We start from the raw sequence: 26,849 nt of genomic DNA on the forward strand, positions 1-26,849 counted from the left end.
CATAGAACTGGACACCCTAATAATCAAACGATATGAGTAAATGGGCAACCTTACTAAAATATGGCAAACGGGCGGCAAACTCGTCTGTAACAGCGATGGGCAATGCAGTGATTCACCCGCAGCGGACTTTAGCCGGTCTGGGGAAAGCTACAAAGACTGCGGTCATAGGTGGCGGAATGGGCTATTTGGCGTGGGAAAACATCGTAAACGACAAACCTGTTGTCAGAACTGTCGCCGATGTTCTCGTTGGAGAAGAAACTGTTGACAAAGGCTTGGAGGTAGTCGGTAAAGCTTCAGACAAGGTGGAAAGTATGGTGGAGAAAGTCGGTGAAGGGGTGGAGATTGTTTCTTCATCCGTGTCGGACGTATCGAGTGCTTGGAGCGGAATCGGTCATTTTCTTAAAGGTATGCTGGGAGGTAACGGATTGGGTATGTTCGGAAACTTCTTTGGCAATATCGGCAAGGGCAATATATCCGGATTGAGTATGCTCGGCTTGGTAGCATCTTCACTACTCGTCTTTGGACGGTTCGGTTGGCTGGGAAAGATAGCCGGGGCTTTGATGGGGATGATGCTCATTGGGAATAACAGCCGAAGCATTCAAACGGAGCAACCTTCGCAGAGTGAATCGCAGGATGTACAACGGAACGGAGGGATGAGACGATAATTCTTGTACTACTGATAGGAAAAGAGGAAAGCAAGTATGGTAATATAGCGGATTAGTAGAGTAGTATTAATTGAAAATCAATAAGAAATGAACACCTTTGATTAGTATAAAAAAAACAACCGCCCCAGTCATCTTATCAGAGGTCGTCATCCCAAAGGAGCAATTTATATGTTTCTACGTTTATTATCCTTTATACTTTTTCATCCAGTCATAAATCATACATGAGATAAGATTCAGAAGGATAGTTAACAATATGTTTTCCATATTTTGATTTATTTTTAAATAAATAGTATGGAAAAGTCAAAAGTGACTTGCGAAATGAAATTAAATGATAAGAATATGAACTATACACAAGAAATGAACCTGCCGTCAAAAAGCGGTTACTGTATGCCCTTTGAGGAACGCGAAGGTGAAGTCCGGATGTCATTGGGCTACGGGGCACAGACTCACACCAAGACCGGAAAAGAGTTTTTCCATCACGGAATAGATTTTATTACCAAACACTATCTGCTGTCAGCTTGTGCGGATGGAGTCGTCAGCGGTATAGGAAACGATGCCCGGCATGGACTCTTTCAGGTAATCCGATACGGTAAATATGAAGTTACCTACACTCATCTATCCAATGTACTGGCAAGCTTTGGAACGAAAGTAAAAGCCGGAAGTGTGGTGAGTGTCAGCGGAGAACTCCTTCATATAGAAGTGAAATACGGCGGAGAGGAAATCAATCCTCTTGAATTCCTGACCATGATTTACGGTAATCTCAAGATGATACAGCAGCAAGGAAGAACGGGTATGCCAGATTTTGATACCATCGACATGGATATTTCTACGGACTATGAAGATGAGCAGGAGGAAGTGGAACAACTGATGCTGCGCTTTTATCCCGGCTATCTGGCGGAACTGCATGACGGACGATACCTGTTACCCCCACATACGGAACAGTCACTTCGCAATATCTTCTCCTTATCAGCCATCAAGAACTATTTTTATGAGGTGATACCGTCATTGAGCAATCCTCTGGGCATCGGACAAAGAACCGTACCTGTGGCAGCCAAGGTGCAGAACCTGCTGATAGCTGACTTTTTGAACTACATGGCGTTGCGTCATCAGATATTCCTGTCCACCCTGAGCGAAAGCGATAAAAAAAAAACTTCTGACGAAGCTCTGAGAAGCGGTGGCATCATCGACCCTTTGGCGGAACTGGAGATAGACATTCAGAGCTTTGACATACCGAGGCTGGTTACGGTCTATCCCGACCAAGCCGGTATCCGGTGGTGGACGAAAGCATGGTTCAACAATCAGGAAGAAGGGGAAAATTCCATAGAAATCACCCGGCAGACAGCCATCCGTTTTCTACAAAACCGGATAGACAAGGATGTTATGCTCGAAGAGTATTTCCCCAAACAGATGGAAGTCTATCACACTGCCATAGAACAAACCAGAGAACAATTACTGAAACAAATCAATGTCTCATGAGTATCCCCCAACAATCACAACGGTTCGCAGAGATTGAGTATTGCCTGCAACATTATTTCAATACTCAGTTTGCGCCTATTATGTGCAACGTCCAGCAGGAGTTGTCGGAAAAGCAGGTGAAGGAATACAGGGACTATATCACCAGTGCCGGCGGTATCCTGCGTTCGATGGCCAATGGCATGAACCATATACCGGATAACTCCATGCAATATCTCAAGCTGACCGGTGAATGGAACAGTAAAACTGCGGAAGACTATGTGGAGATGTGTCGTAAGAAGATAAGTACTTCGGAAGATTTCCGGAAAGACTTGGGATGTATGGCCGGTGAATGGCGTAATACCGTAGTTGCGGAAATCGGGCGTGAGAGGTATGATACACTTTCCAGGAAATTAGGATGCGATCTGGCTTACGCATACGTGGACTACCGTGTCGAGCAGATGATGGTCAACAAGATGGTAGCAGATGAGATGCCTCAATCATCTATGGAATATATACTTCGCAAAGGTGCTTCTGAAAGTTTATTGGGACTTACGCGATCGTTGTCTCAATCTCCCCTGGAGCAGGAAATCGAAAGGAGAGGAGAAACAGCCTATCATCCGAACGTTGTGGAGAAAGGTGCGGGAAAGACTGTATCGTTTGGGGCTGATGTGCTATCTACGGGAGGTTTTTCTTCCTGGGCTTCCATAGCTAAGTTGTTTGGAGCCGAAGCGGTCTTTACGGGTATTGACATGTATATAGATAAGAAGCAGGAAGGAAAGGTTATCACTATCGAAGACTGTATCAGTGAAGGGGTCTTCGGCTCTCAGCGGAATCTCTTTACGGATTTCAGAAAGCGAAGCGAGGCAATCCATTCTTGGGAGAACGATTATGTGCTGTCACTTAACAACCGGTTGACTAAGAAAATGGCCATACCTACTGAAGAGCCTTTTTGGATTACGGCATCGGGCAAGCCGCTTTGGCAACTCACTGCGCCCGTGGTGCCGGAGAAAGAACGGAAAGCGGAATATGCCCAAGTGCCGATGGTGGTTGCACCCGGACATGAGCAGGAATATCTTGATAATCTGGAAAAGACGAGGCAAGTTTCCCAAAAAGAAGTGCAACCGGTAGCAGTGGAAAATCAGGAATCGCATCCTGAGAAAGAGGTTTTGAACCATCTTTCAGGAAATACTCTAGGGCAGTCTTCGGCACAAGCGCCTACCAATGCAAATGGGTGGGGTGATTTCTTAGGCTCAGTCGGATTGAACGGGTTGGGTGACATCGGTAGTAATCTGGGTTATGTGATATCTATGCTTCCGGACATGCTCATAGGACTCTTCACGGGAAAGACAACGTCCCTGAACCTGAAAAACTCGATGATACCTGTCGCTTCCATTCTGGTAGGGCTGTTTGTGAGGAATCCGCTATTAAAGATGGTGCTGATCGGTATGGGAGGACTGAATCTGCTTAATAAAGCCGGTCATGAAGCCATGGAAAAACAGGAAGGACGAACACCACAAAGAACCGAAACGGAACTGCATTTCAAGACCTATCCTGATGAACCGCTGAATCCACGTATCGGAAATCCGGTGCTACAAGGGAACTGCCTTATTGCTACCATAGACAAGGTGCCGTGTAGCATACAACTGCCGGATTCTGTGGTGGCAGCTTATCAAGCGGGAGCATTACCGCTGAATACACTCTCCAACGCAGTGTTGGTTAAAAATGACCGGATGCGCCAAGTGGCGCAGGAGCATTACCGAACCGTTGAGAACAATCAATCGGAAGACAGGGAAAGAACCGTAGTCATTAAATAATATGATTATCCACTATGATACCACTGAATGAAAATTTTGCAGCAAAAAAGAATACAAATGTCATACCTGAATTGCCGTTTGTAATCTCACCCCCATACTTAGCCTATCTCACTATACGACTGAGATACCCTCGGTCGTATACTTAGGGTATCTCAGTCGTATACTTAGACTACCTCGTCTCAGAATGTATTCTGAATAGGTTTTTGAGCAAGCACGAAGTGGAATAAGTGATTTCAATAAACATTAAATAGTCATCAAAAAAAATGAAACAGAAAAATACGCAGGAACAACATGCTGCCAATAAACAAGTGGAATTGCTGCTCAACGCCTTGAACGGAGCTACCGTCGGTGGCGGATATTGGCTGAATGCTTCATCGAAAAGCCTGCCAAGGATTTATCCCAAAGGACCGACCGTCAGTCCGTTCAACTCGCTTATCCTGGGTATGCACGCCGACCGGAACGGATACAAAACCAACCTCTATACCTTATTTACGGATGCCAGGAAGCGCGGTGAATCCATCCGTGAACATGAAACCGGTGCGCCATTCCTTTGGTATCGTTGGAAAGAATACGTGAACCGTCATAATCCCGAAGATACCATCAGCCGGGAAGATTATCTGAAACTTTCATCCGAAGAGAAGTCTCTTTTTAAAGGCATCCGCAACCGGGAAATACAGACCCTGTTCAATCTTGACCAAACTACTTTGCCGTTCGTTGACAAAGACAGGTATGAACAGTCAGTGGAACGCTATGGCAGGTATGAGGACCGTAAACACAGTAAAAATGAAGAGAACGAACTGCGTATCGAGGTGAATAACTTCGCGCGGCAAATGTGCGACAATTTAGTTCCCATCCGAAAGGGTATTACGGGCATTGCATGTTATGACTCGGAGTATAATGCGGTATATATGCCCGAACAGAAGTATTTTGAGCAGTACAACGACTATGTACAGGAACTGATGCGGCAAGTGGTTACGGCGACGGGACACCAACAACGGTTGGCACGTGAGGGAATGGTGATGAAAGGCGGTATAGCCCCGTCGAACGATGCTTTGAAGTACGAGCGATTGGTTGCTGAACTGGCTTCTGGCGTAAAGATGATGGAACTGGGGTTACCAGCGAAACTGTCGAATGACAGTCTGCATCTGGTAACATACTGGACACGGGAACTGCAAGAGAATCCTTATCTGATAGATGCCATCGAATCTGATGTGAACAATGCCGTTGACATCATCCGCAAAGCCGAAGAGGGAGAGAAGATAGAATACGCCACTTTCCGTAATAAGCAGCAAACCATGGGACTGAGGGAGAAACACAAACCACAGGTGGATAGCAGGGAAAGTGCCATCTTGCTGGATGTGATCCGTCATGGAGGCATGAAGATAGACGAACGCAACTTCCCTTCACCGGAAGTCAAAACAGCCTTTTTGGAGAAATTCAGTCTGACGCACTACGAAAAGGAGAAGAACTATGCTTTGGAACAAACCAGGCATGAAGATCCGGAAGTAGTAGAAACCGCCTTTACGGAAGCGGTGGATAATGGAGCAAAAATCGCCGAAATATGTAGCGAGATGATGCCGGAACAGTGGAACCGCAAAGGCAATTATTTCATTGCCGGCGAGCTGAAAGAATTGCCGGACAGAAAGACGAAAGAGATGGTAGTGGTGAAGGACAATCTTTCAGGTATCGTCGATGTGGTGCTACCGGCCGGCGCTATGGGTGGCGGTGTGGTATCCATGCCCAATGGAGAGAAACGGCCTTACCGCCTGACTCCCGATGAAGTGATGACGGCTGATGAACGTTCTGCGGAACATGCACAGGTACGAACCTACAATATTCCCGGATTCTCCAAACAGCGTATTCAGGATGCACTGTTGCAGGAAGGCTATCGGTATATCCGTTTCTACAATAACGATGGACTATTGGGCTATCGTCCCGATGACAGGTATTTTGAAGGAAAGGACATTTCACTGAACAAGCTGAACGGAAAGTCATTGGAGACACTGTCCTGCCTTGATATGAGTGAGCACGTGCGAAAATCCATCACTGTACAGTTCGAACGTATACAGATGCTGCGGGACGACCATAACCGATGGATACTGTATCTGAAACCGCAGAATGAACCCTCGTTCAGCGTCTATCCGGATAAAGCGGACACCAATCAATTTTTCTCGACCATCAAGCAAGGACAGAGTGAAGAAGGAGAACGCTTACGCACGGAACTGGCACAGAAGTATCATGCTTTGGCAACCAATCGTCCGGAATTGAAAATCGACCTGTTCGGTGGGGGCAAAGCCGATGGCATGGACTCATCAAAAATCCGGCGTGTGAGCATTTATAAGACCAAAGATGAACGTATCCTCTGTGTGCCGGTCATTGACGGCATACCCAAGGTGGAACCCCGGGAGATTACACCCCAGCAGTGGCAACGGATGTGGGTGGCGGAAGATATGGCAGAATATAAGACGAATCTTGCCGCCAAGGTGTTCAATGACTTGTTGGAGCCGGTTCAAACGGTAGGGATGAAAGACGAAAGAGCGGAACAGGAACAGACAGAGCAGCGGGAAGAAATACGGGCCGGTAGACATTTATAAAGAAATCAATCATGAGTAAGAATCAAGAATATGCGGAGAAATATGCCGGATACGCTATGGAACAGATGCGGAAATATGGTATTCCTGCTTCTGTTACGCTGGCACAAGGTATCCTGGAAAGCAGTAACGGACAAAGCCGGTTGGCACGCAATGAAAATAACCATTTTGGTATCAAGGCTATACAATCGTGGATAGCCGGCGGTGGCAAATATGGTCTCTATACGGATGACAAACCTAACGAGAAATTTTGCAGTTACGGCAGTGTTGCCGACTCTTATGAACACCATGGCCGTTTTCTTAAGAGTAATCAGCGGTATGCAGATTGTTTCCAACTGTCACCTGATGATTATCGCGGATGGGCAGAAGGACTGGATAGAGCCGGTTATGCTACGGCGGGTAACTATGCTTCCGGTCTTATCGGTATTATCGAAAAGAATGATTTGTATAAGTATGACCAACAGGTAATGGCAGAGATGAAAGCGAAAGGACAAGCGTTTGGAACGGAACAGGATAGTAATGTAGTAGATGCTACATATAGTAATAGCAGGGGGATAAACGGTTCCGCTGTGGTTGATGGCAACTATTCATTTCCGGTAAAGCGGGATGAGTTCCTGCTGGTGACTTCACCGTTCGGTATGCGTAACGACCCGATGGACATATCCAAGCAGCAGATGCACAAAGGCATTGACATACAGACTAAACAGGATAATGTATTGGCTACGGAAGACGACGGAAAGGTCGTTGCGGTCAATCAAAATGCTCATACTGCCGGTGGCAAATCAATTACGGTGGAGTATCCGCGTGAAAACGGGGACAAATATCAAATCAACTATCTGCATCTTTCTTCTATTGACGTGAAGGTCGGTGATGAAGTATTTGCCGGTCAGAAAATAGGCGTATCGGGCAATACAGGCACGCGGACAACAGGTGAACATCTTCATTTCGGAGTGAAACAGATAGCGGTAGACGGAATATCAAGAGATATTGACCCTGCCGCCTACTTAGCTGAGATTGGGCAGAAAGGAAATATTCAGTTGCAAGTATTATCAAACGGAACTGACCTGTTGGCGAAATACAAAGAGGTTGTGCCCGGTAATAACCCTTCAATTGATACAACGCTATCTCCGGAAGATTGGATGAAGAAGTTACTGGCATCGGAAGACAGTGGAGTGAATATGCCATGCTGTGATCCGATTATGGAACTGGTGACTACCCTGTTTACCTCGCTGATGGCATTGGCCTTACAGATTGACGGTAAGTCAGACGAAGAGAAAATGCAGGCTGCTACGAATTCTGCCGTGAAGAAACAAGTGGATCTATCCGCTTTCATGCCATCACTCAAAGAATGCAGGTTGACAGTTCAGGACAATGGGAAACTTCTGCTGCAAATGAATGATGGAAAGAATGGCTATAGTCATGAGCTAAGTGCTTCGGAGATAAACCGGTTGCGAAGTATTCTTAGTGATTCCGGTCTGTCGGATGCCGATAAACAACAGCGTATTGCGGGGGTGGTGAGTAATGTATTGTTGGCTAAACAGGCTTCGCGCAACTATGAACAAAATGCTGGTCAACAGGAAAATCAAAATTTACAGGTACGATGAGATAAACCTTATTAACTATTTAACAACAACTATGACGTATAAGAAGAATTTTAATACGGATGGTCCCAGTGCGGAAGACCGTGCATTGGATCGTTTTGCAGAGCTGATGATAGAGAAAATCAATCATCTGCAAGGTGACTGGGAAAAACCGTGGTTCACTGAAGGTAGCATGAAGTGGCCTAAGAACCTGTCGGGACGCGATTACAACGGGATGAATGCCTTGATGTTGATGTTCCATGCTGAAAAGCAAGGATATAAATTACCTGTCTATTGTACCTTCGACAGGGTGACCAGCCTGAATTATCAGAAAGACAAGCAGGGTAACCGGACACCATTAAAAGATGAGAATGGAGAACCATTACCGCAAGTTAGCGTACAGAAAGGTGAGAAATCGTTTCCTGTTTTTATTACTACTTTTACCGTGGTGGATAAGGATACCAAGGCTAAGATAAAGTATGATGACTATAAACAGTTGTCGGAAGAAGAGAAACAACAGTATGCGGTGTATCCCAAGATGCAGGTCTATTCCGTGTTCAATGTGGATCAGACTAATATGAAAGAGGCACGTCCTAAACTCTATGCGAAGCTTGAGAAGGAAAACCAGCTTGTCAAACCTGAACTGAATGGTGAGGACTTTTCATTTCCTGCAGTCGATATGCTGATTGAAGAAAACGGCTGGGTTTGTCCAATCCAACTGCAACATCAGGATACCGCTTACTACAGTCTGGCGAAGGATATGATTGTAGTACCGGAAAAAACGCAGTTCGTGGATGGGGAGTCATTCTATGGGATACTTTTTCATGAAATGACGCATAGCACGGGGGCTGAAAGCCGGTTGAATCGAATAAAGTCGGCTGTCTTCGGGTCGAACGAATATGCTCGTGAGGAATTGGTGGCTGAATTGGGTAGTGCTTTGGTGGCGCAACGGTATGGCATATCAAAGCATGTGAAGGAGGAGTCGGCTGCATACTTGAAGTTTTGGCTTGATGAACTGAAGAAATCGCCGGACTTTATCAAAACGACCTTGTTGGATGTAAAATGGGCGTCGGCTATGATTACGCAATGTGTGGATGGGATCCGGGAGAAGATTGAGGCGAAGGCGGATATTGGGGATGTGGATAATGATGGTGTTGTGGATGAGGTGGGGCATGAGGAAAAGCAGGTAAGGGAAGAGGTTGGAGAAGAAATACATTGGCGGAGGGGGAGATAAATCTAACTAAAATGGTTGCTACACTCATTGCTATATTATTGAATAGTGTTAAATCACAAAAAAATTCGACTCCTTCTGATTGAATAATAAAAAATAGTCATATCTTTGCGCTCAATATGACCTCCCACGCTTCCCATTTGAACAGCGCACCCGGGGAGGTCTTCGAGTTTTTATACACATGAAATACAGCAAAAACCCATTATCTTTATCGGATCAGATTGATAAACTGACTTCACGTGGACTCATTATTGATGACAGGGAGTTAACGAAGCGTTATCTATCCAACATCAGCTATTATCGTTTACGCGCCTACACATATCCTTTTCAAAACAATGAAGAAGGAGCCAATCATGAATTTATTCGGAAGGGTATTCATTTTTCTGACATTATTGATTTATATTGTTTCGACAGACGACTACGGTCATTGATATTCAATGCTATTGAGAAGATTGAAGTAGCTGTACGTACAAAAATCATACAGATTTACAGTGAGGCTACTGGAGACAGTAATTGGTATGAGGATGAATCCCTATTCAAAGACGATTCTTTCTGGGTTAATGAAGAAGACGAAATAACCGGTAGGATTGAGAAAAAAGAAGTTTTTCTATATAATGTATTGATGGATGACATTATTCATGAAGTAAAGAGAAGTAATGAGGATTTTATCAAGCATTTTTTTGAAAAGTATTCAGAACCTCAAAATCCACCTGCTTGGATGACTTTGGAAGTTATCTCTTTCGGTACTCTAAGCCGTTTGTTTGAACTTCTGAAAAAATCACCGCAGAAAGAGCAAATAGCAAAAGAACTCGGATTGCCTGATGACAGAATCTTGTCAAATTGGTTGCATGCCATATCCGTACTTCGGAACTGTTGTGCCCACCATAGCCGTATTTGGAACAGACGCTATATTGTAAGCGTTAAATTATCCTACAACACCACTTATCCGTTTATTGACCGGGATACAATAAAGCTTATTCGCTCAAATAAGTTATTTGCAATACTAAGTTGTATAAAATACTTTTCAGATATAATCAGTCCGGGTAGTGACCTAAAACGAAATTTTCTTTCTTTATTGGGTGATGGCGGTCAATTATTATCTCTCAAAGAAATGGGACTTCCAGAAAATTGGAAATATCTGGACGTTTGGAAAGATAAATAAGGCTACTAACTTGAGGTAATGGATAAAGCCTTAATCGTATATTTTATTCTGCTTGCGGTTACGGTCGCTGCTGTGAGATTTGCATTCTACTGTTTGAAAAAGGCTGGAGAGGCATATTTCTATGCAGCTCAATTGACTTCCGACCAGTCGTTGAGAAGAAAGCTAAGCAGAAAAGCTGTATTGGCTGGAAATAAAAAAGCTTATCCAATTTATGCCCTTTCTAATCCAACCGAATTTGATAGCCATAAGCCGATGAAACCATTTAAGCTTAAGGGAGTAAAGTGTATCTTCACAGATTATTATTTTCCGACTCGTTATCATAATTGTATTAGTTATGAGCAACGGGACTTTTGTGACGAATTGTTGGATTTTAAGGTTGGCAAGGGAAATGGTCACGAATTTTTTATGGACTGTATGGAAGCGTTAAATCCGGAGGAAGATTGTGTCATTATGTTTATGCCTTGCAGTAAGAACTGGCATTATAAGAGACGGTTTCGTGCATTGGACTATTTTCTTGAAGATTACTATCCTGAATCTTCCAACGGATATAATTTTATTACCTATACAGGAGAGCGGGAAAGTCTTCACTTAACCAAGGGCAGAACAAAAATAGATTTGGAACAGAACTATTATATTAACTGTGATTTGACAGGGAAAAAGGTTGTTGTAGTCGATGATTTACTGACTACAGGAAATAGCCTTCTTGATTTCAGAAAACAGATAGAAAAGAAAGGCGGGAAAGTGGTTTATGCTCTGTTTCTGGGTAAGACGTTCCAAATGCCTGATAATTTTGATATCTGGATTACTGCATTGGGTAATAGATGAAAGGAGTGAACTGACATCAGACAGGGATATAAGCTATTTTGTTTCCATTACTAATTTTGCAGCACAAGTATACCGCAAGTTTTCAAATATGCGGTATTTTAATGCAGAAATCATTCTCTTTTTAGCTAAAAAAAGGCCTACTCTCGCAAGCAAGCCCCTTCTATACATAATGGAAAAGTTATTATTAGGATATCATTTGAGAAAAAGCATCACTTTAGTATGCCGGTTAGCTTCATTCGATGCATAAGTGTCAATGCCTCCTTCGTTCACCTCTAAGATTTGATTTTTGTCAATCCCCCGATGCAACAACTGTGAACGGATGTATCCGGAACGGCTGGCTCCCAAATCATGATTGCCATCGGGTGTTCCGGTAGCGCTATCAGCGGCCCCACAAATCCGAATGCTCAGATTGTATTTCTTGGCTATTCTGGCAATCTCATCCAAGTTGACCAGTTGAGAAGTATCGGTCAGGCGATTGGTACCTATCTTAAAAAAAAAGAAGAAGACAGGTGCGCCTATGCAGCTTTTCCCTTTAGACAACTCGGCAAGGTAACTTTGCGATAACGCTTCGGAAGAACTTTCTGACCTATCTTCCTTTGTTGAGTTCCTGACTTGAATGGAATCACCATTGAGTGAGTGATCCGACCATTGAACACCCTGCAATCTTGAGCGGAGTGAATTAAGTCCACTATAGTTATTCTTTGGATAAGGTTTTGTTAAATGACTTTTCACTTCACGTTTATTAAAACGATTTTGATACAATTCAAGCAATCCTTCAATCTCCAGAATCTTTTTCAATTCAACAATAGCCTTCATATCTGCATTATGCTGTTGGATCAACTGTGAGTTGCTACTGCTTACTGATGAGACATACTCCATCAACCGTTTATTCTGCCATATATAAGGATTGGCATCTATCACTCTTTTCCAGCCTACCTTTCCAATAGAGAAAGATAGACCGGCTGTGACGCTTATCAGATTGTCACCGAATCTATTGGAAACTCCGCGACCATCAAAGTCTTTAAATGTAGTAGTACCGCCAAGTTCCATCGTAAGGTGAATCCTTTGGGAAAGACGATATTGTCCCGTCACGCCATAAGAAAAGGCAAAAGGACTGTTTCTATTGCCCTCATTATGTATGATGCCCAATCCAACGTAAGGAATAAGATTCCATTGAGACAGATCACAGGTGTTGTAATGACGCGACAATACATTCCATAAAAAATCAGCATGCACACTTTGATATGACTGCTTATGCGGCAGACTGTTTTTGAGTTTAAACCCCTGAAAGGAGACTCGACCACCAACTGCCGGCGTGAACCACTTTCCTGCTGAAACAGATAAAGTAGGTTCTATCCGGTCGAACAAGTTGGCGTGACCTAATGGAGAACCGGCAAAAACCAAAGCTCCATTGGAAAAGCCCAAGAACCAATTGCCTTTCCATACCACTGCCGAGGTAATATTTTCAAGGTAGGACGGTTCAATTGGTTCGGGCATTTCCATAGAAGCATTATGAACAACAAGGCTATCCAACAGACGGAGTTCACCAGCTTGTGCTTTCAGTGCCAAAGCGAGTGGTAACATCAATACTATTTTCTTTATCATCGTAATCTTTTAATTTAAACTGAAAGCAAAGGAACATCATCAAAAGAAGGAAAAGAAATGTTCAGCTTCCAATCCATCCATATTTAACCAGTGTTTACTTTGTAGGGAGAAATCATACCCATAATCATACTCAAAAGCTATCTTCGACGATTTTTACCACTTGGCTTCATCATCCGATGCGCCATCATCAGACAGCGGCGTGCCCATGCCCGGTCATCTTCATCATCCTTGCGTCCCCAAGGAAGGTCGTTACTTCCTCCACCGCCCCCGTGTCCTTCCGCAAAGTTGGTCGCCTGATCCAGCAAATTGGCATACAGGAATATGGCACATTTGATGATTTCTTCACCATGCTCAGTCATATCCTGCAATAGCGAATCGTCCAAGGATTCTTGCATATCAAGACTGAGGGACGGCAATATCATCTTGAAATCCTTGATGAGATCATCCAGAAGTGCATCCGCCAATCTGAACCTCACCTGCTGGGTCAGATCGGATGTCGAAATCCTTAGCTGTTGTTGGTACTGATCCGTCAGTTCTTTCGCCTTGTCCTTAAGTTCTTTCAATTCATCCAACTGTTCGTTTGCATGTTTCAGTTTCGACTGCTTGTCTGCCAAATTATCCAATACTTTCTGAAGGTCATTATCCAGTTTCTTGATCCGTTCGTGCAACTCTTCGGAATTGCCTTTTCCTGTTTTTAAATCCTCTGTGACGGCAGCCAATTCTTTTTCCAGCACTCCTTTCTTTTCCTCCAGGTTCGAGACCATCGTGGTAAGCCCCTTCACTCTCTTTTCGGCAAACCGGATATCGGCATAGAGCTGGCGCAGTATTTTTTTGTTCTCTTCAATCTGCCCTTCAAGCGTGGTACATTGGTTGGAAAGGTCACGCCTGTACTCTTCCGTAGTGCGATGCTTGGCGCCTGTCACGGCAATACTGTCCCCACGCATCAATCCCCACTTCTCATTCACCTTTGCGAACTCATCGTGAATAGCGAGCATGTATTCCTTATAATCAAATTTATCTTTGCCTGCAAATATCTTCTTGAATGCGAACTTATTCTCCTTGCTGATTGGCAAAAGAGTCATGTGGACATGCGGATTCGTCTCATCCAGATGGACAATGAACGCGGCAATGTTCTCCTCTCCCCATTTGTCACTCGCATACCTGTACATATCCTGTGCCCATTGCTCTATCTCCGGATGACGTTTTATATGCGAGTTATCTGCCCCGCGTGTGAGATTCACCTTTTGGTTTCCGAAAGCGATTTCAAGCATTCTATCACGAGACCCTCCCAAGATGAAGTTGACGACAGTACGGAGCTTCGGTTCCGCAAGTCCCGCATTCGGGTCTTTGATGCCACGCTCCGCAAGGTTTTCGGCAATACGCCGGGGAATACTTTTGTGCTTATTGACCGGAGTGACTATTCCACCTCTCCCGATTTCAAAATTCAGAGCCTCACGGCTACGGTCGTAGTTCCCGGTCTGAGTCGCACTGTTCCAACCTTTCTCGGACCAGTTACGTAAGTGCTCATTGCTCTGGGCTACCGTCATCCCTTTAGAGGAGTTGACCTGCATTACCTGTTTCGCTGATTTTGCCATAATTTTCTTTTTTATTTCACAGCTTGCTGCCTCGTTAGAGCCTGAATCCCATTGCAAATTTTGCAGATGGGGTATTAGGCTACCCCGGATGAAATTCGGGGTCAGAAAGGCAAGCCTTGCGCCTTACAAGAGGTCAAGACCTCCGAAGCGGAATTCCTGTCAAGACGAAAGGAATAATGGCTTCATGAGGCTGTATTCTATTGAAGCAAGACTTCCTGTTTTCTGTTGGGACTGCAAGCTTGCAGTGATTTCTATTTTTCATTTTCGATGGGTGCGGAACGGAGTATCGTCCCGTAGTGTACAAAGATTGTATCCAATAAGTTTTTGACTTCATCCGGAAGTCCGGTTAAGGGTGGTTTGGAAATTGTATTTTGGGAAGTTGAGAAAAGAAGACCTCCCCAAGAAAGCAGTTGCCAGAACTCAATGAAGTCATGACGGCAATGTTCGGTAAAGAGTGTGGCGAGCGCCGCATTCACATCAGCCTGTCGCGGGATGAGATTGGAATGGTGCAGGATGAGATGTGAGATAAACCGGTGCAGCCGTTGGCCTACATCTGCTTTGCTGTCTGACACCTGAGGCTTGAATAGTCCGTCGGTATCCTTAAAGAAATCGACACCGGAAGAGACCATTTCTTCTATACTGATATATCCACTCAGCCATCTGGATAGCCGTTGTTCATCTTTGGTGAAGGGACGTTTGTTCTTTTCCTGCTCCGATGGTTGAGTGTAGCGCATGGTTATGACGAAGAATTTGCCCTCCGAAACCATATCGGCATAATCCATGGCAACCAACTTGTCGAGGAAGGACTTGACCGTCACCCTGTGCCAATTCCACTTTTTGGCAAGGTCGGTGACTGTCGCCGTAAATTGTCCTTTATGCAAATGAACGGTGGTTCCAAATCGGGTTTCTTCCGATTGGACTTCTGTGTTCATTGCCATATTCATCAATTCACAGAAGGCATCCAGTTTCGATGTCCGGTCTGTGGTTCTTGGTCGAAGGTAGTCAAGCAGGGACTTGTCTGCCTTGATTTGGTAGTCTGCAATCATTTCATTCATGAGTATTATATGTTTTAATTAAGATTGTTACAATTCAAATCGGGTGATTGGAATAGATGGTGACCGACAATAAGCGGTTGCAATTGTCTTGTCAGCATCTGTATATAGGGAAAGAAGAAGCTTTCCTGTAAATCCTTCCATAGAGGAAGTCTGATTCTCTGACAGTGACAGTCAATTGCCGTCGAAAAAAGAAAGCTAGTTGTCAGTCGTTCCAATCGTAATAATGGAAGATGATTTTATCCGGTTGCTCCATTATCCTCTTGTGATAATCAGGAAATGAAATCTGTTCACGTGCCTTTTGTGAGGGATAGAACACCGCACCAAACAAAAGAATTTCCATAGTAACAGCTGTCGAAAAGAAGTACGGAATAAACAGGCAAACTACGGCAATGATGGCGCTGATGAAAAGAGTTCTTCTGTTTTGCAGGAAATAGATGATACGTTCCGTAAAACGATGGGAGAATAGAAAGATGAAGGCTACGGATGAAGGAGCCAGATCATACACACTTTTAGCTATATGGACGTAGTTGAAATGGAATAACAGTAATATCAACAACAGCACCAACGTATAGAATTTGCGCCAACAATGGCGGCTTGCCATGCATACATAGAACTTGGTCATTCTCTTTCCGTCAGCTTTATAGCCAAACATAAAGAGTGCAAGCAACAATGCAGACAACAGAATATGAATATAATTTGTGATCATCTTATTATGGTTCTAATTCTAAAATGATGTGCCCGAAAGAGGCTTTCTTGATAATTGCTTCCGCATCCGTATAGAGCAACTGTTCATTCCTGCAACGTTTCTTGAACAATGGATTTCGGCTTAACGCACGTATAGCATTGTCCAGTTCAAACTCAGGAATGCTCCATTGTTGACCTTTTGGGTAGTTGTAATTGGACCATTTGACGACTAAACGTAAAACACGACTATGAACAGGATGCAGGTTTCCGCCGGTATGAACGCTGAAAATCTCTTCTCGGTCGGCATCCATGACATCTACCCATGTATAGGTGGAATGGATAAGGGTAACCAATTGATGATACAGTTCCGCCTTCATATCAGATAAAATCCCGTAGCAGTTCATCGACCTTGCGGTTATAGACGAACCGTCCTCGTTTGCCTGTTTCCACAAGCTCATTGCGCAACTCAACACCCATAACTTCCAGTGATGAATACAGAGTGATGTAAATGGTATCGCACTGGCAACGCTCATCTGAAACGGCATTGAACTTGTACATGTGGTCGAAATGCGGATTGGAATACACACAGCAATGATGTCCGAAAACGGTAGCATCCGAAGGAATGTGATGATATAAAAGGATTAATTCCATTTGGTCTTCCAGTTCATCAATCAACTCTTCCAATGAGTACACCTTGGGTAGAAGGAATGTCAGCAATGCGCTCTCATCGGATAGTTCCGCTCCTTGAAAGAGGGCTGAGACAATAAGGTTGGGCATCTCCAGAGAAGCCAGCATGATGAAACGTTCGATATGTTCCTGTAGCATATAAATATAGTATATATGATTCCTTTTTAGTGAGAATTACTCTGTATTGTCTCCTATTTTAAAAAATCGAATGCAAATGTATGGTATAACGTTGTATAACATTCCAATGAAGAATGATGCATTGATTAATTTAATTATTCTTATACAATCGTATTCCAAGTATGATTTATATAATTGATTATAAATCAATTGGATGATAACAAATGATGGTAAAAACAGAATATAGAAAGCGGAATGTTTTTGAGAAAAAGTATAAAGTTTATGTGTTTTTGATTCAAGTATGATTTGTATTGTCAGAAACATTGTAACTTTACTCGCAAATTTCATATCTAAAGAATAAGCTATGGCAAAAATAGGGTATTTGATGCATTCCACTCGTTATGATGGAGCCGAAGCCGATATTGAATGGATGAAGGATTACGGCTGTTGTGAGGTTTTCAAAGAGCAACCGGAACAGGAGAAATTGCGTCCGTTATGGAATAAGGTATTAGGAAATTTGCATAAGGGTGATGAGTTGGTGGTACCCAAACTTAGTAACGTGCTACAGGGCACCCGGCAGTTGGCGTTCTTTCTGGAATTTTGCCGGGTAAAAGTTATTCGGATCATCTCCATTCATGATAAGATTGACTCAGGCAATGAGTTGTTTCCTGAAACCAAAACGTCGGATGTACTGCTAACCATTGCTTTATTACCCGGAGAGGTAAATGCTAACCGGAAGGCTGCCAATCATATACACAAATTAAAGAGTAGAATCAAGGTTCTTACTCCCGCCGCGCATAATAAGGCTGAAAGGGTCAAACTTGTGGTGAACATGTATAAAAGTGGGCATACGATTGATGATATCTGGAAAACAAGCGGATTCAAAAGCCGTAGTTCTGTTTTCAGGATATTGAATATGGCTGGTGTGGAACTGAACAGGGGGCATACAAAGGGGACACTGGGACCTAGAAAAGAGAAATATGAGGAGGGTGAAAATTATGAAGAAGACTAAGAACACAGTAATTCGCATGTGTTATTTTGGTGTACCGATTTTATTGGCCTTACAGATTGTTTTGATTTGCTATTTCTTATTCATATCAAATTGCATTATATGTCCATAGTACTGCTATACATCTTGCTGCCATTGGTGTTCCTGATTCACGATTTGGAAGAGATTGTGATGAGGATGCATTGTATGCCGCATATTGTGCGGTTGGTCTCCAGTAGATTCCCACGGATAACTCCTATCATTAGACATCTACAAAATATTAGCACAAGGAATTTTATCATCATCATTATCGAAGAGTTCCTCTTGATTATCGTGGCTTTAGCGGTATTCCTTTATGATATTCCTTATCCGCTATTAGCTCTATTTTGGGGGTTTAGCATTCATTTGTTCGTGCATATCGCACAGGCTATTGTCATAAGGAGATATGTACCGGGGTTAATTACATCGTTGCTATTTCTGCCTTATTGCGCTATGGGAGGCGTGCATCTGATTCAACGATATGGTTTAGATCTGAATATGTTATTAGCGGTAATCGGATTTGCTATCGTTGTGACCAATTTATTAATCATGCACCGAATCATGAGAAAATAAAAAAGGGTACTCTCACATTTACTTTCCTTTATTCCCATACGGAACGATATCCTCCGCTGCCATTAAGCCGGAAGATTCTGAAAGTTCGGGATAAGGGATGACTTTCGGCGCTATAACCGGTTTTTGGGTTTCCGTTGCTGGGGTTAAATCTTTCTTTTCGGTTCCCGCTGCTAATACCGGCGGGTTTAACCTTTCTTTGAGTTTTGTATTGCGTTTCAACACTGACATATTGCGGATGGCATAAGCCAAAGCCTTTGTCGTGCCGATAAGCACACAAATCTTCTTGGCACGGGTAATGCCGGTGTAGATAAGGTTGCGTTGGAGCATCACATAATGATTCATCAATACCGGCATGAGTACTATCGGGTATTCCGAGCCTTGCGATTTATGAATGGTGGTGGCATAAGCCAAAGAGAGTTCGTCGAGTTCGGAAACCTCATATTCAACCGATGTACCGTCAAAATTGGCAATGAGGGTTCGGTCTTCCATATCAACCTCTTCAATGTACCCCAAGTCGCCATTGAACACGTTCTTGTCGTAGTTGTTCCGTATTTGCATCACGCGATCCCCTTTCCGATATGAGTAACCGCCCCGATTCAGGCAGATGGATGTTGGATTCAAAGCATCCTGAAGGAGTAAATTCAGATTTGATGCGCCTACAACTCCCCGTTGCATGGGCGTGAGGACTTGTATTTTGCTTGCCGGCAAGTGATATGCTTTCGGAAGCCGCTCCTTCACCAGGCGGACAATGCTTTCAGCAACCTGATTCGGGTCTTCTGTTTTTATAAAGAAAAAGTCGGTGTCTTTGCCGTTGCTTGTATCGGGGAACTTCCCGTGATTGATAGCATGGGCGCTCATTATTATCCGGCTGGACTGGGCTTGGCGGAAAATCCGGGTCAGGCGTACAACAGGAATCTTCTCGGAATCAATGATGTCACGCAATACGTTGCCGGATCCGACACTTGGCAACTGGTCGATATCACCTACCATCACTAACCGCATTCCGGTGGAAACGGTTTTCATCAGATGGTTCATCAGGAGAATGTCTATCATGGAGCATTCATCAACTATTAAAGCATCGGCTTCCAACGGGTTCTCTTCATTGCGTTTGTATCCGTCTTTGGGGTTGTATTCCAACAACCGGTGGATGGTTTTGGCTTCCATACCGGTGGCTTCGCTCATTCGTTTGGCGGCTCTTCCGGTTGGCGCAGCAAGCAGGATGCTCATGCCTGCCGTCTTCAAGGCGGCAATGATACCTTGTGTGGTAGTGGTCTTGCCCGTTCCGGGGCCACCTGTCAGAATCATGACTTTGGATTCTACGGCTTGACGGATAGCGGCTATCTGAACATCATCGTATTCAATGCCGGTCTCTTTTGAGATGGCGGCAAGGTTGAATGTCGGTTTCTTCCTACTTGTTTCACCTGCTTCCACTAACGCCCGGAGACGGTTGGCCACGCCACATTCGGCATAGTAAAAAGGAGGAAGATAGATGGCTTCATTGTCAAGTTCCAAATCCTTAGCCTCAATCATTTGTTTCATTGCTTGCCTTATGGGTTCTTCCTCTACTTCAAGTAACTGTATGGCTGATTTTATCAGTTGTTCCTCTTCGGCATATACATGACCATCATTGGATAGTTGTCCCAGTGTGTAGAGGATTCCACTCCGGCAACGGCGCAAGTCATTCTTTTCATATCCCATTTTGGCGGCTATGCCGTCAGCAGTCTTGAATCCGATCCCCCATATATCATCCGCCAGGCGATAAGGATTGTCTTTTACCTTGTCAATGCTCTCCTTGCCGTATTCACGGTAGATCTTGGCGGCGTATGCCGTACTTACCCCGTAACCTTGAAGAAAGAGCATCACGTTCTTGATATCCTTTTGCTTCTCCCAGCTCTCACCGATTTTCTCCACACGCTTCTTACCGATACCGGACACTTCATACAGCCGTTCGATGTTATTTTCTATCACGTCAATAGTCTCCAGCCCGAACTTCTCCACAATCAACTTGGCGAGCTTGGAACCGATACCTTTCACCAATCCACTACCCAAATATTTCTCAATACCGTAAATGGTGGCGGGCATGACCTCTTCCCATGATTCCGCGATAAACTGACTTCCGTATTTCTTATCGACTTTCCAGTTGCCGTCGCATAGCAGGACACTTCCCACCGGAACTTCCAGCAGGTTGCCCACCAGAGTCACAGGGTCATTATAGCCTTTTACAAGAACCTTCATGACCGAATATCCGTTATCGGGATTCTGATAGGTGATACGTTCTACTACGCAGCGGAGTTTTATCATCTTCTTTTATTGCCTTCCTTATGGATTATTCTTTTTCGTACTTATCCAGGTACTCCTTCATGGCTTCATTGACTATGTCTTTCAAGGACATATTCTTATCAATCGCCAGATACTTCATTCTTGTATGGATACTCTTGTTGATAAGAAAGTTACAGTGTACCACTGTCTCTTTCTCAGTCGCAACTTTTGCAGGTTTATCCTCTGTAGAAGAGGGTGCGGTTGATGAAAGGAGACCGTTTAAGCCACCTTTCATGCTGTCTTTTAGCTGATTGCTTTTGCCCATATCGCTTTACTTTAGTTTTAGAACTTCTTCGGCTAAATCCAGGTAATCTTTGGCTCCGTTACTATTCTTATTATACTCATAGATATTCTTCCCATTAATCGGGGCTTCTGCCAAAGCCACATTGTCACGGATGATTGTTTTGAAGACCTTTTCGCAGAAAGAATCCTGAATAATCTCCGTAACGCTCTTGTTCAGAGTCTTGCGTTTGTCATATTGGGTAATGACAATACCACCAATTTTCAAATTGGGATTGAGACGTTCTTGAACGATGCTGATGACATTCATAATCTTAGCCATACCTCGCATTGCCAAAAATTGAGCCTGAACCGGTATGATTAAGAAATCGGCTGCCGTCAATGCGTTTAAGGTAAGTAATCCCAAAGAGGGTGGGCAGTCAATCAGGATATAGTCAAACTTATTCTCTTTGGGCAGTTTGCTTATCAGTTGCTTTAAAATCATTTCACGCCCCGGTTCATTGATTAGTTCTGATTCTGCCGCCGATAAGTCAAGGCAGGATGGTACCAAAGTGATACCATTTCCTGTTTTTATAAGAGGAAGAGAATATTCTCCTTTCATTGCTCCATATACCGTATTAGGCTCCTCAATAGAGCAACCAAAGGACTCGGTAAGGTTTGCCTGTCCATCAAGGTCAATAACAAGGATTTTCTTACCTTTCTGTTGCAGGGCGGCTGCGAGATTGATGGTTGTGGTAGTCTTTCCGACACCTCCTTTGTGGTTTAATATAGCTATAATATTAGACATATTTCATTTCGTTTTTAATATTCAACTACAAAGATAGTACTATTAATAGTATATACTAATATTAGTATTTAATATTGTTACTATTTTACTTTATTTAGTTATTACTATAAGTAGTATTTATTGATATACAATAGGTTGCATATCATAAATTATCTTTTTATCTGATATTGAAACACATTCCTTTAGCCCATATTCTGAATACAAGAGTCTGGAATATGGACTAAAGGATGAGTAACGGCAGGCTATTCTGCCAATAGCTCCATCCATTGTTGCCGGCAGAACTGTTCGTATTCAGCTTTATCAGTGCCTTTTTCTATGGCTCTATCAATGATTTCACTTATCTCATCATAAGAAGCTCTATCGGTAATGCATTTGGTTTCTTGATAGTCCATCAAATAAACCTCGTAATAGTCACTGCTATTAAGAGCTACCAACACAAACCCTTTGAACAAGCGCCCATTTACCTTGAATTTGAGTGCCGGCATTTGTTTGAACACTGTAGCGATAAACTTTTCCACTCCCCAAGAGAGGACAACATTCATTGGAGTTGTAGCCAATAACTGATTTTTAGCGGTCTCCGCCACCTGTAAAACATATTCCTTATCCATAATTGAAAGTATTTAGAATTAAATAAATGGTATGGGTTGACCTTTCTCCTGAAGGCATTCCAGTATTGCTTTTGCGTCTTCATGAGATGCACGATTACGGTCATCATAGTGGCGATTGTCACTTGCCATGACCTTCAGGCATTCGAGGATTAGCCGATAAAGGGATTGTTGTAGTGTTGGGTGCATCATTGGGATTGCTGCCGCAAAATTCTTGGCATTGAAACTATAATCGTTCAATGCATCTTCAACCGTCTTAGCCAGTTGGTACTCTTTTGTCTGTTCGATGTTCTGGTACTTCTTCATATTCAATTCATTTTAAGTGAAACATTCGTTTTCCCTGCCCTCGGATTCTTCTTATCGAAGCCGATTGGGAATTTAACAGTGCAGTCAAACTGTCATTCGCCAAACTTTTAGTGATGGTTTTTCTTGAAGATTACACTCCGGCGGAGGAAGAATCCGAAAGAAATAGATTTCAAACCGGGCACTAAAGTTGGATGACAGACCTTCGCATCTGGTAAAGTCCATCGGGTAGATAGAGTCGTCTGATATGTACTGAAGTGGTATAAAAGGAAGAAGTACCTACAATGGAGTGAAAAAGGCTTTGGGCGGGTAAGGAATAAAGTCTGCCGGGGCAAAAGAGAAAGCGACTTGTTCTGTCATCAATGGATTAGGTTGTTTCGATTCATCGAAGCTCCAGTACTTTGATGTCAGGAATATGTCGCTGTTTGCCCTTTCTTGGATATGACTGACCAGGGGGGAAGTAGTATTCAGAAACAGACATTCCTATTCTTTGGGTTGGGAAAGCCTTGATATAAAAGGAAGATAGGAAAGAGGTATAACAGGAAGAACTTGGCATTTGCTTACCCCGGAAAGCAGGGAATCCCTCGCCCTGTCTCACGACAGAACAAGGGATAGGTTAAATATATCCGTATCTGATTAAGCTGCATCATCAACAGCCGGTACTGGCTGTTGTTCAGCTTGTTTCAGAGATTCATCTATTTTCTTTTGCAACTCTGAACATTCTTGTTTCAGGGCAACCAGCTCATCTGTCTTGTTCCATTGCCTTGTTACAATCTGTTTCAGTATCGGCAACTCGTTTGTCAACTTGTCAATCTGCTGTTGTTGGCGTTCTATCAATGCCGGTATCTTTTCAAGAGTAGCCTTTGGATAGTCAGCGGATTCGGTAAAACTAAGCGGTAAAGCTCCCGATAAACCACATTGATATTTTAATCCGTTTGTACCCTCGACATAGAAAGTATTCCTGTCAAAAGAGCCGGATAAAGAGTATTCACTGCGGACAGATAAATTCAGGTTCATGTAATGCCCGATGGTTTTCCAATCTTCGCCTCTATAACGTTTTGCGATAATATGTAATTCCTGACCTACTTCTTTGGGTGTAGCTTGTTGCATACCGACGATGGAAATCTCACGGATTTTATTGTATTCAGTGATATACTGCCAATCTTCTGACATTCTTCGCTTCTTTTCTTCAAATGTTTCAATATCCTGCACGTTTTGAGCTATTTTTCGTTCAGCCCTGTAACGCTCTTTGTTGAAAGTTGCCTGTTCTTTTTCCAACTGCATAATTTTATTATCCAGCTTTGCTTTGTTCAACAAATCCGTATTTCCGGAAAGGACGGCTACAAACTCTGCAAAGTTCATTCCGTTGTTTTCATCCATGCTATCCTCGTCAATCCTGCGGACAGCCACCGTGCCGTTGTTTATCTGATTGATAAACATCTGCTTGTTCTTTAAAAGATTGAACTTGTAAGCATCAAGTGTTTTTTCCGTGCCATATATGATAACATCGACAATGTTCTTCCCCCACAGCTTTACGGTATTGCCTTTACGGATAGCCCTTCCATTGCGTTGCTCCAAATCTGCGGGTCGCCAAGGTATCTCAATATGATGAACCGCAACAGCCCTTTTCTGTGCATTTACGCCCGTTCCCAACATGGAAGTAGAACCGAAGAGAACCCGTATATTTCCGTTGTTCATGTCCTCAATCATCCGCTTTCTTGCTTTTTCAGTTTTTGCCGTCTGAATAAACTGTATCTCACCGGCAGGTATTCCCAATCCAATAAGTTTGTCTTTAATATCTGAATAGATATTCCATTGGTTAGGCTTATAGGTACTTAAATCGCTGAAAACAAACTGTGTACCCTTATTCTCCATTGAACGAATATAATAGTCATAGATGGTTGTAGCGCATCGTGTAGCTTTGTTTGCAGGGTCGTCACTGAATTTATCACCTAATAAGCGCATATCGAGAGCCATTTTTCTTGCGACATCCGTAGCAATCAGCATTTTAGCCTGGTCTAAATTTTCCGGTGCCCGGTAATCCAATCCCAAATCTGCCCAATCTCCACTATTAGCGAATGAAAGCAAACGTCCAATCATCTCTTCCTGTTCTATGGTGGGGGTATTGGATAAAAATCTCACGTTTTTTTCGGGAACATCAAGATTTATCATTTCTGCCGTGCGGTAATCGGTGATTTCACGCAGGAATGCTGCCAGTTCCGGTACTTTGATATAAGTGCGGAAACGTTCTTTGCGCTTGATAGAACCTGTAACGCTCAATTCATAATCGGTTGTCTTTTGAGTGAATATAGCTGCCCAAGCATCAAAGCAACTGATTTTTTGCCGTTGAAGTTCCTGCGGTCGCAAATACTTGAAAAGAATATAAAGTTCGGTTAAGGCGTTCACTACTACTGTGCCGGAAAGAAATGTAGCTCCTAAGTCCTTACCTGTGTGGTTTTGGATATCCCGTATGGCAACCAGTAGATTCATAGCCCTTTGTGAACCTTTGACGTTTCCGATGCCTGCCACTCTCGTATGCCGTGTCTGGAACATGAGATTTTTAAAAATGTGATATTCATCTACAAAAATATGGTCGATACCCATTGAATGGAAATCTATGGTTTCATCTTTCTTGTTGTCAATCCTTGACCGCAACATTGATAAGTTGGCATTCAAGTTCTGTTGTCTGATTTCAAGCCCTTTAAGCATCTTCCTGCTACGCCATTTCATGCCTGAATCTTCCAAAGCCTGCAAGGAAAGTTCAATATCCTGTAACTCCTGATTGAATATATCCAGCATCGTTTCATCCGACTGCGGTATTTTGGAAAATTGGTCGTGTGTCAGAATGATGCAGTCCCAATTATTATTCTTTATCTTGGAAAACAATTCCTGCCTGTTTGCCGGTGTAAAGTCCTCTTTGCCGGGATACAGCAGTTTGGCTGTAGGGTATGCCTTTTTGAAGCAGTCCGCAATTTCGTGAACATTGGCTTTCAGACCGATAATAAGCGGTTTCTGTACTAATCCTAAACGCTTCATCTCATAAGCAGCCACACACATGACCATCGTTTTACCTGCACCGACTTCGTGCCAGCATACGCCGCCGCCATTCTGCTTAATCATCCAAATAGCATCTTTCTGTGAGGGGTACAGGTCATTGTATGGGAACTGTTCAAAAGATAAATTGGGAAAAGTTTGCGCCGAACCGTCATAATGAGGTCTGACATAACAGTTGAAACGCTCGTTGTACAGGCTTACCAATTCATCACGCACTGCAATGGGTTGACTGTCAAGCCATGCATTAAATTTGCTCCTGATATCCTGTATCTTGGTGGATGCCACTTGTATAGCTTCATCATCAGGCACTCTTACACGTTCACCGTTCCGTACTATTTCTTTGGTGATTTCAGGTACCGTGTCCTGCAAGGCATGAACCATCAAGTCTTCGCCGTTGTAATTACGAACTGAATACATATTGTAGGCTATCGGTGAATAGCTGCGCAGGGAAACAATATAAGTGTCGTTTACATCAAAATACATGATTTCGGTTTCGGTCTGGAACAATTCCGTAGCAAAGTTTGAAAATACATTGACGGGCATCCATCTTTCACCGAAATTAAAATCCAGCTCTTCATAAGGGATAATTTCAGGAATGATATTCTCCAAAGCCCTTACTGCCATTTCTGCCCATTCTTTAGCCTTACCGGTCAGTTCTGCAAGTGAAGTGCTGATATCCTTGCATTTGCGGACTACATTTCCGGCAAGGAATTTGCTTTTATGTTCCCAACATTTAGTTATCGGATTATAAAAAATCTCACCGCTCAAAGCTTCTATCAGTTCTGTTTCCGTCTTGTCGGTCATTTGGGTGAGATAGCCTATATCCACCTTGCCGTGATAGTTAACCCAACTTTGACCCGCCAAAATATTTTTCA

At 43.3% G+C, this 26,849-nt stretch carries 21 protein-coding genes and 2 pseudogenes; 11 read left to right on the forward strand and 12 right to left on the reverse strand.

All coding sequences use genetic code 11. The features are described 5' to 3' along the window. Nucleotides 1-32 precede the first annotated feature (32 nt). The 9 genes and pseudogenes from B2Z67_RS12110 (at nt 33) to B2Z67_RS12150 (ending at nt 11,323) form a co-directional block, all read left to right on the forward strand. Nucleotides 33-665, forward strand: a complete 633-nt coding sequence (locus B2Z67_RS12110; RefSeq protein ID WP_291530093.1) for an antitoxin — start codon at nt 33-35, stop codon at nt 663-665. A 339-nt stretch (nt 666-1,004) separates the two neighbouring features. Continuing rightward, a pseudogene (locus B2Z67_RS12115) lies at nt 1,005-1,814 on the forward strand (M23 family metallopeptidase); the annotation flags it as partial. Nucleotides 1,815-1,856: 42 nt separating this feature from the next. After that, complete coding sequence (locus B2Z67_RS12120; RefSeq protein WP_291530112.1) at nt 1,857-2,141, forward strand: hypothetical protein; 285 nt, start codon at nt 1,857-1,859, stop codon at nt 2,139-2,141. Continuing rightward, nucleotides 2,138-3,934: a hypothetical protein gene (locus B2Z67_RS12125; RefSeq protein ID WP_291530094.1), complete on the forward strand. Its 1,797-nt coding sequence runs from the start codon at nt 2,138-2,140 to the stop codon at nt 3,932-3,934. Before B2Z67_RS12120 ends, B2Z67_RS12125 begins: the two co-directional genes overlap by 4 nt. Nucleotides 3,935-4,197: 263 nt before the next feature. Further along, nucleotides 4,198-6,528 carry a zincin-like metallopeptidase domain-containing protein gene (locus tag B2Z67_RS12130; protein WP_291530095.1) on the forward strand — a complete coding sequence of 777 codons (2,331 nt, stop codon included), beginning with the start codon at nt 4,198-4,200 and terminating at the stop codon, nt 6,526-6,528. A gap of 11 nt (nt 6,529-6,539) precedes the next feature. Continuing rightward, nucleotides 6,540-8,129 (forward strand): glucosaminidase domain-containing protein, encoded by a 1,590-nt coding sequence (locus B2Z67_RS12135; protein ID WP_291530096.1) that lies wholly within the window; start codon nt 6,540-6,542, stop codon nt 8,127-8,129. Between the two features lie 31 nt (nt 8,130-8,160). Continuing rightward, a pseudogene (locus B2Z67_RS12140) lies at nt 8,161-9,231 on the forward strand (ArdC family protein); the annotation flags it as partial. A gap of 286 nt (nt 9,232-9,517) precedes the next feature. Beyond that, on the forward strand, nt 9,518-10,498 hold the full coding sequence (locus tag B2Z67_RS12145; RefSeq protein WP_291530097.1) for an Abi family protein: 981 nt from the start codon (nt 9,518-9,520) through the stop codon (nt 10,496-10,498). A gap of 18 nt (nt 10,499-10,516) precedes the next feature. Beyond that, complete coding sequence (locus B2Z67_RS12150) at nt 10,517-11,323, forward strand: phosphoribosyltransferase (RefSeq protein WP_291530098.1); 807 nt, start codon at nt 10,517-10,519, stop codon at nt 11,321-11,323. A gap of 192 nt (nt 11,324-11,515) precedes the next feature. Here B2Z67_RS12150 and B2Z67_RS12155 read toward each other — a convergent pair whose 3' ends face one another. The 6 genes from B2Z67_RS12155 to B2Z67_RS12180 all read right to left on the reverse strand — a co-directional run bounded on the left by B2Z67_RS12155 (nt 11,516) and on the right by B2Z67_RS12180 (nt 17,087). Then, nucleotides 11,516-12,928 carry an OmpA family protein gene (locus B2Z67_RS12155; protein WP_291530099.1) on the reverse strand — a complete coding sequence of 471 codons (1,413 nt, stop codon included), beginning with the start codon at nt 12,926-12,928 and terminating at the stop codon, nt 11,516-11,518. Between the two features lie 137 nt (nt 12,929-13,065). Further along, entirely contained in the window at nt 13,066-14,523 is a 1,458-nt protein-coding gene (gene mobV / locus B2Z67_RS12160; RefSeq protein WP_291530100.1) for a MobV family relaxase, read from the reverse strand. A 251-nt stretch (nt 14,524-14,774) separates the two neighbouring features. After that, complete coding sequence (locus B2Z67_RS12165) at nt 14,775-15,578, reverse strand: hypothetical protein (protein WP_291530101.1); 804 nt, start codon at nt 15,576-15,578, stop codon at nt 14,775-14,777. Between the two features lie 202 nt (nt 15,579-15,780). Beyond that, nucleotides 15,781-16,284, reverse strand: coding sequence for a hypothetical protein (locus B2Z67_RS12170; protein WP_291530102.1), 504 nt, complete (start codon nt 16,282-16,284; stop codon nt 15,781-15,783). Between the two features lie 4 nt (nt 16,285-16,288). Next, complete coding sequence (locus B2Z67_RS12175) at nt 16,289-16,639, reverse strand: hypothetical protein (RefSeq protein ID WP_291530103.1); 351 nt, start codon at nt 16,637-16,639, stop codon at nt 16,289-16,291. A 1-nt stretch (nt 16,640) separates the two neighbouring features. Then, entirely contained in the window at nt 16,641-17,087 is a 447-nt protein-coding gene (locus B2Z67_RS12180; protein WP_291530104.1) for a hypothetical protein, read from the reverse strand. Nucleotides 17,088-17,430: 343 nt separating this feature from the next. Between B2Z67_RS12180 and B2Z67_RS12185 the strand changes: the two genes are divergently transcribed. Both B2Z67_RS12185 and B2Z67_RS15970 read left to right on the forward strand, forming a co-directional pair. Further along, entirely contained in the window at nt 17,431-18,078 is a 648-nt protein-coding gene (locus tag B2Z67_RS12185) for a recombinase family protein (protein WP_291530105.1), read from the forward strand. A gap of 99 nt (nt 18,079-18,177) precedes the next feature. Continuing rightward, nucleotides 18,178-18,666 (forward strand): HXXEE domain-containing protein, encoded by a 489-nt coding sequence (locus tag B2Z67_RS15970; RefSeq protein ID WP_414630812.1) that lies wholly within the window; start codon nt 18,178-18,180, stop codon nt 18,664-18,666. Between the two features lie 18 nt (nt 18,667-18,684). Here the strand turns inward: B2Z67_RS15970 and B2Z67_RS12190 are convergent, their stop codons facing one another. From B2Z67_RS12190 to B2Z67_RS12215, 6 genes are all read right to left on the reverse strand, one after another. Beyond that, nucleotides 18,685-20,967 carry an ATP-dependent RecD-like DNA helicase gene (locus B2Z67_RS12190; RefSeq protein WP_291530106.1) on the reverse strand — a complete coding sequence of 761 codons (2,283 nt, stop codon included), beginning with the start codon at nt 20,965-20,967 and terminating at the stop codon, nt 18,685-18,687. 25 nt (nt 20,968-20,992) lie between these two features. Continuing rightward, nucleotides 20,993-21,250, reverse strand: coding sequence for a hypothetical protein (locus B2Z67_RS12195; protein WP_291530107.1), 258 nt, complete (start codon nt 21,248-21,250; stop codon nt 20,993-20,995). Nucleotides 21,251-21,256: 6 nt separating this feature from the next. Further along, nucleotides 21,257-22,012 (reverse strand): ParA family protein, encoded by a 756-nt coding sequence (locus B2Z67_RS12200; RefSeq protein WP_291530108.1) that lies wholly within the window; start codon nt 22,010-22,012, stop codon nt 21,257-21,259. 242 nt (nt 22,013-22,254) lie between these two features. Then, on the reverse strand, nt 22,255-22,620 hold the full coding sequence (locus tag B2Z67_RS12205; RefSeq protein WP_291530109.1) for a hypothetical protein: 366 nt from the start codon (nt 22,618-22,620) through the stop codon (nt 22,255-22,257). An 18-nt stretch (nt 22,621-22,638) separates the two neighbouring features. Beyond that, complete coding sequence (locus tag B2Z67_RS12210; RefSeq protein WP_291530110.1) at nt 22,639-22,923, reverse strand: hypothetical protein; 285 nt, start codon at nt 22,921-22,923, stop codon at nt 22,639-22,641. A 633-nt stretch (nt 22,924-23,556) separates the two neighbouring features. Further along, on the reverse strand, nt 23,557-26,849 hold a 3,293-nt coding region (locus B2Z67_RS12215), incomplete at its 5' end, for a helicase-related protein (protein ID WP_291530111.1).

The sequence above is a fragment of the Bacteroides sp. UBA939 genome (assembly GCF_002293435.1).
Classification (GTDB): Bacteria; Bacteroidota; Bacteroidia; order Bacteroidales; family Bacteroidaceae; genus Bacteroides.